Raw genomic sequence first — 16,669 nt, forward strand, 5'->3', positions numbered from 1 at the left:
CCCGGCACGGACGGGGCCGCGCGGCGACACGGGACGGAGCGAAGGCGACCGATGATAGAGAAGCGCCCGCGACAAGGCCAGCCGTCAGGGGATTGAACCGCACGGCCGCGAAGGCCGCCAAGGGTTTGGGCGCGGCGCCGCGCGCCCGCCCTACGCCCCCTTGGCCCTGCGCGGCTCGCCGCGCTGGCGCTGACGGTCGAGGCGGCACACGAAGAACTCGATCAGTCGACGATAGAGCGCATCGCCCAGCACCGCGTCCTCGACGCCGGCGTCGATGCTGGGGTTGTCGTTGACCTCGATCACCACCGGACCGCGCGACGTCTCCTTGATGTCCACGCCATAGAGCCCGTCGCCGATCGGCTCGGCCGCACGCAGCGCCACCCGTAGCACCGCCGGGGGCACCGCCTCCAGCGCCAGGGTCTCGAACCCGCCCTCCTCACACCCGCCGTCGACCCCGTGCTTGACGATCTGCCAGTGATCCCGGCTCATGAAGTACTTGCAGGCATAGAGCGGCTCGCGCCCGAGCACGCCGATGCGCCAGTCGAAGGGGGTGTAGAGATACTCCTGAGCGAGGATCAGGTCCGAGGCGCGCAACAGCCGCGTACCGATGCGCCGCAGCGCGGCGCGATCCTCGGCCTTGAACACCCCGCGCGAGAACGACCCCTCGGGGATCTTCAGCACCACCGGATAGCCGATCTCGCGCTCGGCCTCGAGCAGCGTCTCGCGCCGCAACACCAGGGTGCGCGGACGCGGGACGCGGTGCGCGGCGAGCAGCTCGGCGAGATAGACCTTGTTGGTGCAGCGCAGGATCGAGCGTGGGTCGTCGATCACCACCAGTCCCTCGCGCTCGGCCTTCTTGGCGAAGCGGAAGGTGTGATGGGCGATGCGGGTGGTCTCGCGGATGAACAGCGCATCGTACTCGGCCAACCGGCTGTAGTCGCGCCGCCCGATCAGCTCGACGTTGACCCCCAGCGCCCGACCGGCACGGACCAGCCGCGCCAGCGCGCCGGGGTCCGAAGGGGCGAGTTCCTCCTCCGGGTCGCGCAGCACCGCCAGGTCGTAGCGATAGGGGTGCGGGGCGCGCGGGCGGCGCCAACGGCGCGACAGGTGCGCGCCCAGCGCCGCGAGCAGCGCGGCACGGGCGGGCTCGTCGGGAAGCGACGAGGTCGGCAGGGCCTCGATCGCGCTGATCCGCCACTCGCCCTGACGGCGGAAGGTCACACGCAGGATCGGGCAGGGGAAGGTCTCGAAGATGCGCCGCCCCAGCGCGCGCAGCGCCTCGGCCTCGCAGTGGCCGAAGTAGAGCGTGAGCACATGGGTCTCGGCGCCGATCGGCGCCGCGCTGCGCCGGGCGCCGAGCAGGCGCTGTACGCGGATGTCCAGCTCCTCGGTGGCTAGGGCATAGAGCGCCCGGCTGGAGAGCTCCTGGATGGTCGCCACGCTCGGCAGGACGCGATGGCCGCGCGCCTCGGCGAGCAGCGAACAGTAGTAGCCGAGCGAGCGATAGCGGTAGCTGTCGCAGAGATTGATCACCCGCAGCCCGCGCCGCGCGGCATGCTCGCCACCGGCGAGATAGTCGCGCACGTCGACCACGGCCACCCCCGGCATCCGCCCCGCCCAGGCCGCGGGACGCTCCACCACCAGCAGGTGCTCAGCCATGATGCGCCTCCGCCACCAGCACCACCGCCTGCAGCCCGACCCGCCCGTAGCGGGCCATGCGGGTGAACTCGGCGCGCTGGATCGGCATGTCCATCGAGTCGAGCCGGGTCTCGCCGCGCTCGGCGTCGACATAGGGGTCGTGGACGTAGACGAAGCGCGCGTCGAACCCGGTTACCACCACCCAGTGGGGGAACTTCTCCTGATAGATGCGATAGGAGCTGATCAGCACCAGCGGCACCGCGCCGCCCTCCCAGTGACGCTCGACCGCCTCCAGGGGCAGACGCTCGTAGTGCACCGCCAGGCCCACCCGCCCGGCCTCGGCGAGCATGTCCTCGTGCACCAGGCGCATCACCGCCTTCTTCTCGGGGCTGCGCACCGAGTCGATCAGCGGCACCCCGGGGTCGTTGACGTGGACGCTGACGGCGAAGCCGCGCCGATCGGCGGCCAGCGCCAGCCCCAGCGGGCCACAGCCGCCGTGTCCCGAGGTCATGAAGATGGTGGTCGATTCGCGCCACAGCCGCAGCTCCAGGGCGCGGTCGAGGACCAGCGCCGGGCGCAGCGCCCGCATCGCCATCATCAGCGAGGCCGGGCCACAGGTGAAGTCGAGGGTCTGCTCGTAGAAGGGCACCCGATCGAAGGCCGGCTTCAACCCCGGGGCCAGCGGCTTCTCGTAGCGCAGCGCCGCCATGCGGTCTTCGTAGTAATCGGCGCGCGTCGCGAAGCGGCGATAGCCGGCGCCCTCGAACAACGCCTGCGAGGCGCGGTTGTCACGCCGGATCTCGAGGCGCAGATAGGCGCGATCCTGCGCCCAGGCGGCGCGCTCGGCCGCCTCGACCAGCGTCCGGCCGACGCCCTCGCCACGGGTGTCGGGGTCGACGGCGATCGAGTAGAGCCGCGCCACCGAGGTGGCGCGACTGAACAGCAGCAGCACATAGCCGACCACCCGATCGGCACGCGTCACCACCAGGGTGCGCGCCCGGGCACGGGTGAGCAGATAGCGCCATTGCCGGCGACTGATGCGGTCGCTGGTGAAACACTGGGTCTCGAGGCGGAGCAGGTCGTCGAGATCGGCGAGCGCGGCGGCACGCACGCTGGCCTCGCCGGTGGACACCGGCGGCGTGAGGGAATGGGGTTCGGGGTCGGGCACGAGTCGGAGCACGCGCAAGGGAGGAAGTGCGCTGACTTTAGCGCGTGGCCGGGGAAACGCAAGGGGCGCGACCGACGAAAGCCGCCAGACCCAGCGGAAGAACCCGGAGCAGGCCCCCGAAGAGGCGTGATATACTCAGCAGTGTTTTTTCTCCTTAGGCCCGCGCCCATCGCAGCAATGCCTGGGGTGAACCTAAGGGCACTTTTTAAGATAGGTCCTCACTCAATCTTGAAGCACGCAGGCACTCCCCGATGGCGCGATGACGCCGGGATGCATGCCGCATGCTCATCCTCTGGCGCGATGTGGAGGCTGACCGACACGACGCCGAACATGGACGTGTCCGGTCGACTTAGTGTCCACGGCCACCACCGCGTGACTTCGCTCCCGGAACCACCCTGATGTCTACAGATGCCGACAGCGGCAGATCATCCCTCGTGAGGCAGTTCCGTCATGGTCTGCGCCGCGAACAGATTCACGATGCCCTCGCGGATGTCCGCAACGGCTGGAAGCACTACGAGTTATGGGGAACGCTCGGACTGCACGACGTCCGTCAGCGCTATCGCCGCTCCAAGCTCGGGCCGTTCTGGATCACCATCTCGATGGGCATCATGGTGCTCGCCCTGGGCCTGCTCTACGGCCAGATCTTCGGTCAGGACCTGCACGACTACCTGCCCTTCCTCGCCGCCGGCTTCGTCATCTGGGGACTGATCTCGGCGATCATCCTCGACGGCAGCGAGGCCTTCATCGCCGCCGAGGGGATGATCAAGCAGCTCAACGCGCCGCTGTCGATCTATGTCTACCGCAAGCTGTGGTCGGCGCTGATCGCCTTCGCCCACAACATCTGGGTCTTCGTCGGGGTGGCGCTGTGGTTCGGCGTGAGCTGGGATTGGAGCCTGCTGTGGGTGTTCCCGGCACTGGCGCTGCTGCTGCTCAACGGGCTGTGGATCGGGCTGTTCTTCGGGCTGCTCAGCGCGCGCTTCCGCGACGTGCCGTTGATCATCGCCAGCATGGTGCAGGTGCTGTTCTTCATCACCCCGGTGATCTGGAAGCCGGAGATGCTGCCCGGGCGCGCCCTGCTGCTACACCTCAACCCCTTCTACCACTTGGTCGAGGTGATCCGCGCCCCGCTGCTCGGCCAGCCACCGGCGCTCACCAACTGGCTGGCGGTGCTGCTGCTCGCCGCGGTCGGCTGGGCCGTCACCCTGCTGTTCTATTCCGCCTACCGCTGGCGCATCGCCTACTGGGTCTGAGGAAGTCGTCATGGCCTCGATCGAACTGACCGACGTCTCGGTCTCCTTCCCCGTCTACAGCGCCTCCACCCGCTCGCTGAAGAACCGGCTGATGCAGAGCGCCACCGGCGGACAGATCCGCGCCGACGCCGGCGGCAATCGCATCTCGGTGGTCGAGGCGTTACAGGACATCAACCTGTCGCTGCGCGACGGCGAGCGCGTCGGTCTGGTCGGCCACAACGGCGCCGGCAAGACCACCCTGCTGCGCGTGCTCGGTGGCATCTACGAGCCCAACTGCGGTCGGGTGGCGCTGCAGGGCAGCACGGTCCCGCTGTTCGACATCAGCCTGGGGATGGACCAGGAGAGCACCGGCTACGAGAACATCATGCTGCGCGGGCTCTTCCTCGGGCTCACCCGCAAGCAGATCCGCGCGCAGATGGACGAGATCGCCGAGTTCACCGAGCTCGGCGACTTCCTCAACCTGCCGATCCGCACCTATTCGGCGGGCATGCAGATGCGTCTGGCCTTCGCCATCTCGACCTCGGTCGCGCCCGACATCCTGCTGCTCGACGAGGGCATCGGAACCAGTGACGCGGCCTTCCTGCAGAAGGCCGGCGAGCGCCTGCAACGCTTCACCGAGCAGGTCTCGATCATCGTGCTCTCGTCGCACGACGACGAACTGCTCAGCAGCATGTGCGAGAAATCGGTGCTGATGGAGCACGGGCGCATCATCGCCGCCGGCCCGACGGAAGACATCCTGTCCGAGTATCGCGCCCAGTACGGTCTGTCTCGTGTCACGAGCGGTCGCTCAATCATCACACCCTGAACTGCCCGATCAGGCTCTGCAGCTCGACGGCCAGCTTGGAGAGTTCCTGGCTCGCCCCGGCGGTGTGACGCGCGCCCTGGACGGTGCGCTGCATGACCTCGCTGATCTGACTGATGTTGCGGCTGATGTCCTCGGTCACCGCGCTCTGCTGTTCCGACGAGGTCGCGATCTGGCCGTTCATGCTGTTGATCCGACCGACCGCCTCGGCGATCGACTGCAGTGATTCGCCGGCACCGCTGGCGGTGGTGACCCCCTGGTGCGCCTGCCGTTGACCGCTCTCGACCGCCTCGACCGCCTGCCGCGCGGCCAACTGCAGACGCTCGATCATGGTCTGGATCTCCTGGGTCGACTGCTGGCTGCGGCTGGCCAGGGTCCGCACCTCGGCGGCGACGACCGCAAAGCCGCGTCCCTGCTCACCGGCGCGCGCGGCCTCGATGGCGGCGTTCAACGCCAGCAGGTTGGTCTGCTCGGCGATGCCGCGAATCACGTCCAGCACCGAGCCGATCTGCTCGGTATCGCTGCCGAGACGCCGGATCACCTCGGCGGCCTCCTCGACCTCGCGCGCCAGGCGCCCCATGGCATCGACGGTCTGATTGACCACCGCCTGGCCATCGCGTGAGGCGCGATCGGCGTGCGCGGCGGCCTGCGCCGCCTCGCTGGTATTGCTCACCACCACCTGCACCGTGGTCGCCATCTGATTGGCCGCGGTGGCCACCTGATCGGTCATCGCCTCCTGCTGGGTGAGCGCGTCGGTGACCTCGGCGGTGACGGTCGAGACCTGCTCTGCGGCGGTAGCGACCTGCGCGGTGGCGCCGGCGATCCGCCCGATCAGCCCCTGGAGCTTGTCGACGAAGCGGTTGAAGGCCGCCGCCAGACGGCCGAGTTCATCGCGCCTGTCAGCGCTCAGGCGCACCGTCAGGTCGCCCTCGCCCTGGGCGATGTCTTCCAGCCGCGCGATGATCTGATACAGCGGCCTGGTGATCATGCCGGGAAACAGCACCGCCAGCAGCGTGCACAGCACCAACCCCAGCAGCAGCCCGCTCAGGCTCGACAGGGTCGAGCCCAGGGCCACCTGATCGATCCGTTCGCTGGCGTGGTCGGCGGCGACGAGCGAGCGCTCGGTCAGGGTGTCGAGCACCTCGCGCATCTCCTCGAAGCGCGTGGCGGCCGTGCCGTAACTCAAAGCCTCGGCGCCCTCCCGCCCCTCGCCCTGGCGCAACCGGATGACCCGCCGGCTCGACTCCAGCCACTGAGCATAGAGTTGATCGAAGCCTCGCAACAGGGTCTCGATCTCCTCGGGCCGCTCGATCCCGGTCAGCCGGATCGCCGTGGCGAAGCGTCCCACCCGGGTCCTGGCCTGATCGGCGTTCTCCTCGTGCGAGGCCAGGGCCGCCGCGAACTCGGGCGTACCCGGGGCGGCGAAGAGCGCAGTCCGCTCGGCCAGCAGCGCCTGATAGAGATCGCGATCGGCCTCGATCAGGGCATCGATCCCGGGCAGGAAACCACGCGAGACGGACTGCGACTCCCGCTTGAGGGCGGCGATACCGTTGAGGGCGAGGAGCGCGTTCACCACCATGATCGCGGCGATGAGCAGGATCGGCAGGGCGAGCTTCCAGCGGAAGCTCAGGTCACGAAACCATTGCACGGAGACGCCTCCATCCTGTCCGAGTTGAAAGGGGTGAACATTCTCAACGACCGACATCGATCGCATACCTTCGGGGGCACGGCGGACGGAGCCTGGCGCCGTCAGCCGTTCCGCAATAACGCATTGCCCCACTGGTAACTGGTGTCGCTGATCGTGATTCAACCCTCGCTCGTCGGAATCCACGCCGTCGACACGATGCCGGCACGCCGACCCGGCGGGCAGATCTTGGTGTAGCCTCGTGTTTTTGAGCGACAGGACCCTTCACCATGACCGTGATCTGCGAACTCGCCGACCTGCAACGCCTCTATCATCGCCGCGTCCCCAGGATGTTCCAGGGTTACTGCGAGTCGGGCTCCTGGACCCAGCAGACGCTCGCACTCAACCGCGCCGACTTCCAGCGCATCCTCTTCCGCCAACGCGTGGCGCGCGATCTCGAACCGCGTACCCTGACCACCACCCTGGTCGGCCAGCCGGTGCGGATGCCCGTCGCCCTGGCCCCGGTGGGACTGCTCGGCATGCAGCACCCCGACGGCGAGGTCAAGGCCGCCCAGGCCGCCGAGGACTTCGGCGTGCCCTTCACCCTCTCGACCATGAGCATCTGCTCGATCGAGACGGTGGCGCGCCACACCACCAAGCCGTTCTGGTTCCAGCTCTACGTTCAGCGCGATCGCGATTTCACCCGCAAGCTGATCGAGCGCGCCCGCGCGGTCGGCTGCTCGGCGCTGGTGCTCACCCTCGACCTGCAGATGATCGGCAAGCGTCACGCCGATCACCGCAACGGCATGACCGCACCGCCGCGCCTGACCCTGCCCAATCTCATCGATATCGCCCGGCGTCCACGCTGGGCGCTCGGCATGCTCGCCACCCGCAACCGCGGCTTCGGCAACATCCAGGGTTGCGCCACCGGGGTCGAGGACATGCGCGACCTGATGCAATGGACCGCCGCCTCCTTCGACCCCAAGCTCGGCTGGGACGACATCAAGCGCTATCGCGAGTGGTGGGACGGGCCGCTGATCATCAAGGGGATCATGGAGGCCGAGGACGCGCGCGCCTGTGTCGCGCTCGGCGCCGATGCCGTCGTCGTCTCCAACCACGGCGGGCGTCAGCTCGACGGTGCGCGCTCCTCGATCAGCGTGCTGCCGGAGATCGTCGAGGCCGTCGGCGGGGACATCGAGGTCTGGCTCGACAGCGGCGTGCGCACCGGCCAGGACGTCATCCGCGCCCGCGCGCTCGGCGCGCGCGGGGTGATGATCGGGCGCCCGCTGGTCTACGGGCTCGGCGCCGATGGCCGCGCCGGGGTCACCCGCATGCTCGAGATCCTCCACGAGGAGACCGAACTGACCATGGCCTTCATCGGTCATCGCGACATCGCCGAGATCAGCACCGCCGACATCGTCATGCGCGACTGAGTCGCGACGCAGATCATCGGGGCACGAGCGCGCCGAACACCGGGAGGTCGCGAAGCACGGCATTATCGACTAGCTTCAACGACACTCCTCGCCGCGACACGGAGGCGCCATGGTCGAGCCAGGAAGAACACTGAGATCGCGTGCAGCATGGCCCCTGGCGATCATGGCCGCGGCGGCCTTTTCATTCGGCACCTACTGGTACGCCCAGGTCCAGTCCGGGCGCTCCTTCTTCAACGCCGTCTCCTTCCAGCAACAGAGCCAGCTCGCGCTCAAGGCCACGGTCTTCGATCGCGAGATCAGTCATCTCAAGCGGATGACCGAGTTCCTCGCCTCGGTCCCACCGGTGCCGGGGATCGCCCGGGTGCTGCTCCACGGTGGCGTCGATCCGGTCAACGGCGAGACCTTCTCGGTGTGGAAGAACCGACTCGACCAGATCTATCTCGGCTTCCTCAGGGCCGAGCCACGGGTGTTCCAGGCCCGCTTCATCGGCACCGCCAGCGACGGTCTCGAGCTGATCCGCGTCGAGCGCGACGCCAGCGGCACGCCCCGCATCCCCGCCGAGGACAGCTTTCAGCACAAGGGCGACCGCCCCTACTTCATCGAGGCCATCGCCGCCCCACCCGGCACCCTGGTGGTCTCGGAGATCGAACTCAACCGCGAACACGGCAGGCTCGAGGAGCCCCATCGACCGACGGTACGGGTCTCGACCCCGGTGGCCAACGCCCGCGGCGAGACCTTCGCCGTCGTCGTGGTCAACTACGAGTTCGGCGCCCTGCTCGACGAACTCGGTCGCAGCGACGACGCCACCCGCTACTTCCTGACCAATGGTCATGGTCACTATCTGCTCCATCCCGGCGCCGCGGCCTTCCAGCACGAATACGCCCCCGGCCCGGTCTCCGGCTGGCAGGGCGATTTCGCGTTCCTCACCCCCGCCGAGTACCCCGCCGGCTTCGAGGGCGCGCGGCTGATGCGCGCGCGAGACACCGACCGCATCTTCATCGTCGACTCGCGACGGATCTACAGCCTCGGCGACGGCAAGCCGCTGACCCTGCACGCGATCTACCCGCTCGACCAGGCACTGGGCGAGATCCGGCACAACGCCTGGTCCGACTTCCTGCTGGTCAATGCCACCGCCTATCTGCTGATCGCGGTCATCGCCTGGCTCTCCTCGCGCATGGCCGCGCTGCAGCGCGAGGCGCGCTTGCAGCTGGCGCTCAAGGAGTCGATGGAGCGGGCCCGCGACGCCGCCGAGCAGGCCAATGCCGCCAAGTCGCAGTTCCTCGCCAACATGAGTCACGAGATCCGCACCCCGCTGAACGCGGTGCTGGGGCTCGGTCATCTGCTCGGTATCGGGCCGCTCAGCGGCGAGCAGCGCGACTATGTCACCAAGATCCAGTCGGCCGGCAAGACGTTGCTCGGCATCGTCAACGATGTCCTCGACCTGTCGAAGATCGAGGCCGGCGAGCTGGTGCTCGAGCAGATCCCGTTCAGCGTCGGCAACCTCTGCCGGGAGTCGCTGCGTATCGTCTCCGAGCAGGCCAGGGAGAAGGGGCTGACCGTGGACCTCAACATCGCCACCACCGTCCCCGACATCCTCGTCGGCGACGCCACCCGGCTGCGCCAGATGCTGCTCAACCTGCTGACCAACGCGGTGAAGTTCACCGCCAGTGGTGGCATCACGCTGCGCGCGACCGCCAGCCGACACGAGCATCGCATCCTGCTCCGCCTGGAGGTCGAGGACAGCGGCATCGGCATCCCGGCGGCGGCCCAGGAGCGACTGTTCGCCCCCTTCGTCCAGGCCGATGAGTCCACCACTCGCCGCTTCGGCGGCAGCGGACTGGGGCTGGCGATCGTCCGTCAGACCGTCGAGCAGATGGATGGACGCGTGTCACTGGAGAGCACCGAGGGCGTGGGCAGCACCTTCCGCGTCGAGCTCCCGCTCGACCTGCCCGACACCGACCAATTGGCGGTCTTCGAGAGCGGGATACGCCGCCTGGAGGTGGTGGTCGCGGAGGACGACGCCGATCAGCGCGAGGCACTGATCGCCATGGCCACCTCGCTCGGCTGGCACGCCGAGGGGGTGGCCGACGGCGAGGCGCTGATCGACCATGTGCTCGGGCGCGACGCCTCGCAACAGCCGGTCGACTGTCTGGTGGTCGACTGGCGGATGCCCGGACTCGACGGCCTCACCGCCCTCGACCGGCTACGCACCCGCATCGGCACCGACCAACTCCCCGCCGCCATCCTGATCACCGCCCAGGACACCGAGGCGCTCGAGGCCGAGCCCAACGCCGACCTGCCCGACAGCATCATGGTCAAGCCGGTCGACAGCTCGACGCTCTTCAACCAGGTCAACTCCGCGGTGGTCAAGCGCGCCGGCCTCCAGGACCGGGTGCTGGAGGGGACCTGTCTCGGCGCCAACCACATCCAATGGCTGCCGGGCACCCGGGTGCTGCTGGTCGACGACAGCGTGCTCAATCTCGATGTCGCGCGCCGTATCCTCGAGCGCCAGGGCGCCGAGGTGCGAACCTGCACCAATGGTCAGGAGGTGCTCGAACTGCTCGACCAGCCGGAGCAAGGCTTCGACGCGGTGCTGCTCGACGTGCAGATGCCGATCATGGACGGTATCGCCACGGTCCGGGCGATCCGCAACCAGTTGTGTCTGGAGCAACTGCCGGTCATCGCGCTGACCGCCGGGGCACTCTCCAGCGAGCGCCAGCGCGCGCTCGCCGCGGGGATGAACGACTATCTCACCAAGCCCTTCGAGCCCGACCAGATGGTGCGCACCCTGCGCCGTCACATCGAACTGGCGCGCGGCACCGCGCTGCCGGTCACCCAGTACGCCGGTGAGACCGCACCGGCGACGCACTGGCCGGCCATCCCGGGGCTGCGAATGCGCGAGGTCGAGACCAGGCTCGATGGCGACTGGGCGCTGTTCCGGTCGACCTGTCGCAGCCTGCTCAGGGAGTTTGCCGATCTCCGCGCAGCCCCCCCACCGGCCAGCGACGCGCCGACCAGACAGGCGTTCGCCGACCGGCTGCACAAGCTCGCCGGCAACGCCGGACTGATCGGCGCCGAGGCGCTGCAACAACAGGCCCGGTCGGTCGAGCACCAGCTCAGGCAAGCAGACCCAGCACCGCTCGTCGCTCCTCTCGACGAACTCGCCCGGACCCTTCGAGATCTCGAGACCCGCCTCCACCCTTATGTGGAAGAAGACGCGCGCGCGACGAGGCCGGGGACGAACGCCCCCGATCCGGGGGCTGCTGTCGATGAAGAGGCGCTGACACAACTGCGCGATGACCTTGCCGCCCACCGACTCACCGCGGTGGCCACCTTCGAGACGCTCGCCCCCGGGCTCGAGGCGACGCTCGCGAGCGCCGACTTCGCCGCCCTGGACGCGGCGATCCGGGCACTGCACTTCGACCAGGCGCTCGACATCATCGAGTCATCGCGCGCCTCGCCCGGCACCTGAACGCCCATGCCCCGCGCCGAGACCTGGCGGCACGAGGCAGGTGACGTCCCTGGACCAGGACACGACACGAGGCCGCAGCGTGAAGACCATCCTGATCGTCGACGATGCACCGGAGAACATCCTGGTGATCGGCAAGCGCCTGATGCAGGGCTTCGAGGTGCTCGCCGCGACCTCCGGCGAGGAGGCACTGCAGCTCGCCCACGCCCAGCGTCCGGCACTGATCCTGCTCGACGTGAAGATGCCGGGCATGGACGGCTACGAGGTCCTCGCGCGACTGAAACAGGATGCCGCCACCCAGGCCATCCCGGTGATCTTCGTCACCGCCGCCAACACTGCCGAGAGCGAGACCGATGCCCTGCGCAGCGGCGCGGCCGACTTCATCCACAAGCCGGTCAACCTCGACGTGCTCGAATCACGCATCGCCCTGCAGCTCGCGCTCAAGGAGCAGGAGCAGGCGCTGCTCGCACTCAACGAGTCACTCGAACGCAAGGTCGCCGAACGCACCGGCGAGCTGCAACGGGCCAAGGAGTCAGCCGAGGCGGCCAACAGCGCCAAGAGCAACTTCCTGCACAACATGTCGCACGAGATGCGCACCCCGGTGCACCAGATCGTCGGTCTGCTGCAGCTCATCCAGACCCAGCCCGACAATCCCAAGTGCAACGCCTGGATCGATCAGGTGGTCGACTCGGCACATCGCCTGACCGGCATGTTCGATGCGGTCCTGCGCGTCACCGAACTCGACTCGCGAATGCTCGCCACCCACCCCGAACCGCTCGACCCGGCGACACTGGTCGAGGAGGTCGTCGCACCGCTGCGAACGCGGATCGGCGCCAAGGGACTGAGCGTCGAGACCCGGGTGGCGGCACTGAACGAGCCCGTGAGCGGGGATGCCGAGTGGATCCGTCACGCCCTGCACTGCTATCTCGACAATGCCATCAAGTTCACCGAACACGGCAGCATCGAGATCGCCATGCAGATCGAGGAGCGCAGTGACGAGGCCCTGAGGGTCTGCTTCACCGTCACCGACACCGGGGTCGGCTTCGGCCCCGAGGTGAGAGCACGTCTGTTCAACCTGTTCGAGCAGGCCGACAACTCGATGAGCCGGCGCCACGAAGGCTCGGGGCTCGGCCTGGTGACCGTCAAGAAGATCGCCGAGCGACTCGGCGGCGGCGCCGGCTGCAGCAGCGAGCCGGGTCGAGGCAGCACCTTCTGGTTCGCCGTGCGGCTCGGACGCGGACAGCCTGTGCCCGGCCCGGCCGGTCACGGGCTCCAAGGCGGTTAGCGCGCCTCGAAGGTGAACATCCCGGCCTGTGCGCTCGGCGCGGCGCCGCGGCGATAATCGACAGCGACCTCGACCGCCTCGAACCCGGCCTCGCGCAGCGCCAGCTCGAACTCCAGTATCCCCCAGAAGCGCAGCGCGAACAGGTCGATCTCGGTGGCGACCAGTGCGCCGTCGCGCCACAGCTCGTAGCGGAGCTGGGAGCAGGTCGTCTGGCGCACGGGATCGGTCTCCACCCGTTGCTCGGTCAGGGTGAGCAGGTCCGCGCCATCGCGCCAGTGGCGCGCCGCGCCGGGCGGCGCGGTCAGCGCCGAGAGTGGTTCGAGATCGAGGATCAGCCGCCCACCCGGACGCAGCGCGGCACGGAAGCGGCGCAGCACGGCACGCGCCCGACCGGGATCGGTGATCAGCTGGAAGGAGCCGGCGGGGACGATGATCGCCGCGAACGCGAGGGCTGAGGAGAAGTCCTCGAAGCCCTGCCGTTCGAGCGGTGCCGACAGACCGCGCGTCGCGCACGCCTCGCGACAGTGCGCGAGCATCTCCGCCGAGGTGTCGACGCCACGGACGTCGAGCCCGCGCTCCAGCAGCGGGATCAGCACCCGACCATTGCCGACGGCCGGCTCGAGGACTGGCCCCGGGCACTCGGCCAGGCGCTCGGCATAGTATTCGATGTCACCGAAGGAACGCCCGATGGGCTTGTCGAGGTGATAGACCCGGGCGGCCAATGGCCCGTAACGGTTGGTGTCGACCATGAGGCAGTCGTCGCTCCTGCGCGCGGCGGCACGCATGGCCGCCGGGGATGAACGAACAACGGGACGCCCGCGGCGCGGGCGTCCCGTGTTCCACAGCGTCTCAGCGCCGCCGGTTCAGGCCCGACGCGAGGCGCTCGCGAACAGCCAGATCCCGGAGAGATAGCACAGCGCCACCAGGGCCACGCCGACGCCCTCCTGCAGCCAGTGGCCGGGGCCGAGCAACAGCACCAGGGTGCCGCAGACGAGCACCGTGGCGCCGCCGATGGCGCGGATGGCATTGCCGCTGGTGCGCGCCTGACGGGCGCGCTCGGCGTTGATCTCGTGGCTCGACTCGGCCAGACGCAAGCGGCGGTCGTAGCTGCTGAGGATGCGATAGGCCATCAGCGGCAGCTCGGGGGTCTGGTCGGCGATCGAGAGCACGTTGCGCTTGGTGCGCTCGGCCAGCCCGCTGACCCCGACGCGCTCCTTCATCCAGCGCTCCATGTAGGGCTTGGCGGTGGTCCAGAGGTCGAGTTCGGGATAGAGCTGACGCCCCAGCCCCTCGATGTTGAGCAGGGTCTTCTCCAGCAACACCAGCTGCGGCTGGATCTCCATGTTGAAGCGCCGCGCGGTCTGGAACAGCCGTACCAGGAAGTGACCGAAGGAGATCTCGGCCAGCGGCTTCTCGAAGATCGGCTCGCTGACGGTGCGGATCGCCGACTCGAACTCGTCGACCCGGGTCCCCGGCGGCACCCAGCCCGACTCGACGTGCAGCTCGGCCACCCGACGATAGTCGCGCTCGAAGAAGGCGAGCAGGTTCTCGGCGAGATAGCGCTGGTCCTCGGTGGTGAGCGAGCCGACGATGCCGAAGTCGATGGAGATGTAGCGCCCCGAGGGCTCGACGAAGATGTTGCCCGGGTGCATGTCGGCGTGGAAGAAGTTGTCGCGGAACACCTGGGTGAAGAAGATCTCCACCCCGCGCTCGCCGAGCTGCTTCATGCTCACGCCCTGCGCCTTGATCTCCTCGACGTTGCTCACCGGGATGCCGTAGATGCGCTCCATCACCATCACGTTGGAGCGGGTCCAGTCCCAGAACACCTCGGGGATGTAGAGCATCTCGCTGCCCTGCCAGTTGCGGCGCAACTGTGAGGCGTTGGCCGCCTCGCGCTGCAGGTCGAGCTCGTCGTAGATGGTCTTCTCGTACTCGCGCACCACCTCGACCGGACGCAGCCGTCGGCCATCGGCCCAGTAGCGCTCGGCGAGCTGGGCGACGGTATACATCAGGCCGAGATCCTGGCGGATCACCCGGTCGATGCCCGGACGCAGCACCTTGACCACCACCTCGCGACCGTCCTTGAGACGCCCGGTGTGGACCTGGGCGATCGAGGCCGAGGCCAGCGGCTCGGGGTCGAACTCATCGAGTACGTCCTCGATCGGACAGCCCCAGGCGCGCTCGATCAGCACCCGCGCCTGATCGCCGCCGAAGGGCGGCACCCGGTCCTGGAGCTTGGCCAGCTCGACGGCCAGGTCGTCGGGCAGCAGGTCGCGACGGGTGGAGAGGATCTGGCCGAACTTGACGAAGATCGGTCCCAGGTCCTCGAGGGTCTGGCGCACCCGTGCCGGATAGGGCGGCAGCTCGCCGCGCAACCAGTACCAGGGGGTGAGATAGATCAACCAGCGCAGCGGGCGGAGCAGATGGGTGGCGAGGATGACCTCGTCGAGTCCGTTGCGAAGCAGCACCCAGTTGATGCGAAAGAGGCGTAACGCCTGACGGGGTCCGATCATTGCTGGGTGCCGAGGTCCGCTGCCTGGGTGGTGAGTCGCTCGATGCGGGCGGCGAGCCGCTCGACATCGTCGCGGAGGATGTCGACCTGCTCGAGGAAGGCCTCGACCTCATAGCGGGTCGGCAGCAGGCGCCGCTCCTCCTGCAGGTACTCCCTGAGGTTGGCGTTCATCGTCTCGGAGGCGCGCTCGCGCCAGTCGGCGGCGGCGCGCGCACGGTTGCCGAGCTGGTGGGCGAAGGGGTCGCCGAGGACGCGCGCGAGCTGCTCCTCCCAGTCGACGTCGAGGTGCGCCAGCGCCTGGCTGAAGGACTGCGCCAGCGCGGTGTCGCCCTCGATCTCGACCTCGCCGGAGATCAGCTGGGCGGCCTTGCGCTCGGCCATGCCCATGCGCGCCAGCCCCAGCGGGGTGCCGTGGATCAGACAATCGGGCTCGGCATCGTAGAGCCCGAACAGCTGCAGCCCGCGCTGCCCCGGCAGCACCGTCACCCGGGTGCCGAAGCCCTTGACCTCGATGGCGATGATCCGCCCCTCGAGCGCCGCGAACCCGGCCTGACCCTCGGGGTCGAGGGCGATGTAGCGGTTGAGCGCCTGCTCGATCACCGCGAGCAGGGCGTCGGGAATCTGGATGCCTTCGCTCACAACTTGTATCCCCGGTGGATCGCGACGATGCCACCGCTGTGGTTGAAGTATTCGCAACGCTCGAGCCCGGCCGTCTCCATCATGCCGCGCAGCGTCTCCTGGTCCGGGTGCATGCGGATCGACTCGGCGAGATAGCGATAGCTGCCCGGGTCGTTGGTCACCAGCTTGCCCAGGGTGGGCAGCACCGAGAACGAATAGAGATCGTAGGCACGGCCCAGCGGCTTGGTCAGCGGGTGGGAGAACTCGAGCACCAGCGCCCGACCGCCGGGCCGCAGCACGCGCTGCATCTCGCCGAGCGCCTTCTGCTTGTCGGTGACGTTGCGCAGCCCGAAACCGATGGTGACGCAGTCGAAGTAGTCGTCGGGGAAGGGGATCTGTTCGGCGTTGATCAGCGAGTACTGGATGTTGCCGACGCGCCCGCGATCGAGCATCCGCTTGCGCCCCTCGCCGAGCATCGCGGCGTTGATGTCGGACATCACCACCTGACCGTCGGGGCCGACGATGGCGGCGAAGCGATCGGCCAGGTCGCCGGTGCCCGAGGCGAGGTCGAGCACGCGCTGACCGCGACGCACGCCGGCCAGCTCGATGGTGTGGCGCTTCCACAGCCGATGGATGCCGAGCGACATCAGGTCGTTCATCAGGTCGTAGCGGGTGGCGACCGAGTCGAAGACCTCGCGCACGCGCGCGGCCTTCTCTTCGATCGGCACCTGCTGATAGCCGAAATGGGTGGTCTTCTGGTCGGACATAGTGTGTCCCTGCTGTCGAATCGGCGGCTAGTTTACACCAAAGGCCGGCGCCGATCGGGGCCCCCGGGCCGCTGCCGGAGGGCGCTCCGGGCGGCCCGGGGAC

12 protein-coding genes are annotated in these 16,669 nt (G+C 68.5%); 5 read left to right on the forward strand and 7 right to left on the reverse strand.

All coding sequences use genetic code 11. The annotated features are described in order from the left end of the window. Window positions 1–150: 150 nt before the first annotated feature. Together ACAM26_RS02330 and ACAM26_RS02335 are read right to left on the reverse strand one after the other, a co-directional pair. The gene (locus ACAM26_RS02330; protein WP_369613062.1) at window positions 151–1,659 is read right to left on the reverse strand and encodes a RimK family protein; all 1,509 of its coding nucleotides are present in this window, start codon (window positions 1,657–1,659) and stop codon (window positions 151–153) included. Then, the gene (locus tag ACAM26_RS02335; RefSeq protein ID WP_223806933.1) at window positions 1,652–2,806 is read right to left on the reverse strand and encodes a GNAT family N-acetyltransferase/peptidase C39 family protein; all 1,155 of its coding nucleotides are present in this window, start codon (window positions 2,804–2,806) and stop codon (window positions 1,652–1,654) included. Before ACAM26_RS02335 ends, ACAM26_RS02330 begins: the two co-directional genes overlap by 8 nt. Before the next feature lie 434 nt (window positions 2,807–3,240). Here ACAM26_RS02335 and ACAM26_RS02340 point away from each other — a divergent pair, with 434 nt between their 5' ends. Together ACAM26_RS02340 and ACAM26_RS02345 are read left to right on the forward strand one after the other, a co-directional pair. Continuing rightward, window positions 3,241–4,056 (forward strand): ABC transporter permease, encoded by an 816-nt coding sequence (locus tag ACAM26_RS02340; protein ID WP_223806166.1) that lies wholly within the window; start codon window positions 3,241–3,243, stop codon window positions 4,054–4,056. Window positions 4,057–4,066: 10 nt separating this feature from the next. Then, window positions 4,067–4,861, forward strand: coding sequence for an ABC transporter ATP-binding protein (locus ACAM26_RS02345; protein WP_062271624.1), 795 nt, complete (start codon window positions 4,067–4,069; stop codon window positions 4,859–4,861). On the opposite strand, the gene ACAM26_RS02350 is transcribed toward ACAM26_RS02345, so the two are convergent. Continuing rightward, window positions 4,851–6,506, reverse strand: coding sequence for a methyl-accepting chemotaxis protein (locus tag ACAM26_RS02350; RefSeq protein WP_165913410.1), 1,656 nt, complete (start codon window positions 6,504–6,506; stop codon window positions 4,851–4,853). The genes ACAM26_RS02345 and ACAM26_RS02350 overlap by 11 nt on opposite strands. A gap of 266 nt (window positions 6,507–6,772) precedes the next feature. Here ACAM26_RS02350 and ACAM26_RS02355 point away from each other — a divergent pair, with 266 nt between their 5' ends. From ACAM26_RS02355 to ACAM26_RS02365, 3 genes are all read left to right on the forward strand, one after another. Further along, window positions 6,773–7,915, forward strand: coding sequence for an L-lactate dehydrogenase (locus tag ACAM26_RS02355; protein ID WP_369613063.1), 1,143 nt, complete (start codon window positions 6,773–6,775; stop codon window positions 7,913–7,915). Window positions 7,916–8,024: 109 nt separating this feature from the next. Continuing rightward, entirely contained in the window at window positions 8,025–11,387 is a 3,363-nt protein-coding gene (locus ACAM26_RS02360) for a response regulator (protein WP_369613064.1), read from the forward strand. A gap of 79 nt (window positions 11,388–11,466) precedes the next feature. Continuing rightward, window positions 11,467–12,669, forward strand: a complete 1,203-nt coding sequence (locus ACAM26_RS02365; protein WP_123143326.1) for a hybrid sensor histidine kinase/response regulator — start codon at window positions 11,467–11,469, stop codon at window positions 12,667–12,669. Here ACAM26_RS02365 and ACAM26_RS02370 read toward each other — a convergent pair. From ACAM26_RS02370 to ubiE, 4 genes are all read right to left on the reverse strand, one after another. Beyond that, complete coding sequence (locus tag ACAM26_RS02370; protein WP_123139322.1) at window positions 12,666–13,418, reverse strand: bifunctional 2-polyprenyl-6-hydroxyphenol methylase/3-demethylubiquinol 3-O-methyltransferase UbiG; 753 nt, start codon at window positions 13,416–13,418, stop codon at window positions 12,666–12,668. The two genes, ACAM26_RS02365 and ACAM26_RS02370, sit on opposite strands and share 4 nt — an antisense overlap. 114 nt (window positions 13,419–13,532) lie before the next feature. Beyond that, a complete protein-coding gene (ubiB, locus tag ACAM26_RS02375) occupies window positions 13,533–15,182 on the reverse strand; it encodes a ubiquinone biosynthesis regulatory protein kinase UbiB (RefSeq protein WP_123138953.1) in 1,650 nt (549 codons plus the stop codon). Beyond that, window positions 15,179–15,820 carry an SCP2 domain-containing protein gene (locus ACAM26_RS02380; RefSeq protein ID WP_123138954.1) on the reverse strand — a complete coding sequence of 214 codons (642 nt, stop codon included), beginning with the start codon at window positions 15,818–15,820 and terminating at the stop codon, window positions 15,179–15,181. Before ACAM26_RS02380 ends, ubiB begins: the two co-directional genes overlap by 4 nt. Then, a complete protein-coding gene (gene ubiE / locus ACAM26_RS02385) occupies window positions 15,817–16,566 on the reverse strand; it encodes a bifunctional demethylmenaquinone methyltransferase/2-methoxy-6-polyprenyl-1,4-benzoquinol methylase UbiE (RefSeq protein WP_123138955.1) in 750 nt (249 codons plus the stop codon). The genes ACAM26_RS02380 and ubiE overlap by 4 nt, the downstream gene beginning before the upstream one ends. Window positions 16,567–16,669: the final 103 nt, after the last annotated feature.

This window comes from Marichromatium sp. PS1 (assembly GCF_041155115.1).
Classification (GTDB): domain Bacteria; phylum Pseudomonadota; class Gammaproteobacteria; order Chromatiales; family Chromatiaceae; genus Marichromatium; species Marichromatium gracile.

What these genes read in the sequence shown, in the direction of transcription:
- ACAM26_RS02330 (WP_369613062.1), bottom strand. Translation starts at nt 1,659, where the DNA reads ATGGCTGAGCACCTGCTGGTGGTGGAGCGTCCCGCGGCCTGGGCGGGG.
- ubiB (WP_123138953.1), bottom strand. Translation starts at nt 15,182, where the DNA reads ATGATCGGACCCCGTCAGGCGTTACGCCTCTTTCGCATCAACTGGGTG.
- ACAM26_RS02370 (WP_123139322.1), bottom strand. Translation starts at nt 13,418, where the DNA reads ATGGTCGACACCAACCGTTACGGGCCATTGGCCGCCCGGGTCTATCAC.
- ACAM26_RS02360 (WP_369613064.1), top strand. Translation starts at nt 8,025, where the DNA reads ATGGTCGAGCCAGGAAGAACACTGAGATCGCGTGCAGCATGGCCCCTG.
- ACAM26_RS02355 (WP_369613063.1), top strand. Translation starts at nt 6,773, where the DNA reads ATGACCGTGATCTGCGAACTCGCCGACCTGCAACGCCTCTATCATCGC.
- ACAM26_RS02345 (WP_062271624.1), top strand. Translation starts at nt 4,067, where the DNA reads ATGGCCTCGATCGAACTGACCGACGTCTCGGTCTCCTTCCCCGTCTAC.
- ubiE (WP_123138955.1), bottom strand. Translation starts at nt 16,566, where the DNA reads ATGTCCGACCAGAAGACCACCCATTTCGGCTATCAGCAGGTGCCGATC.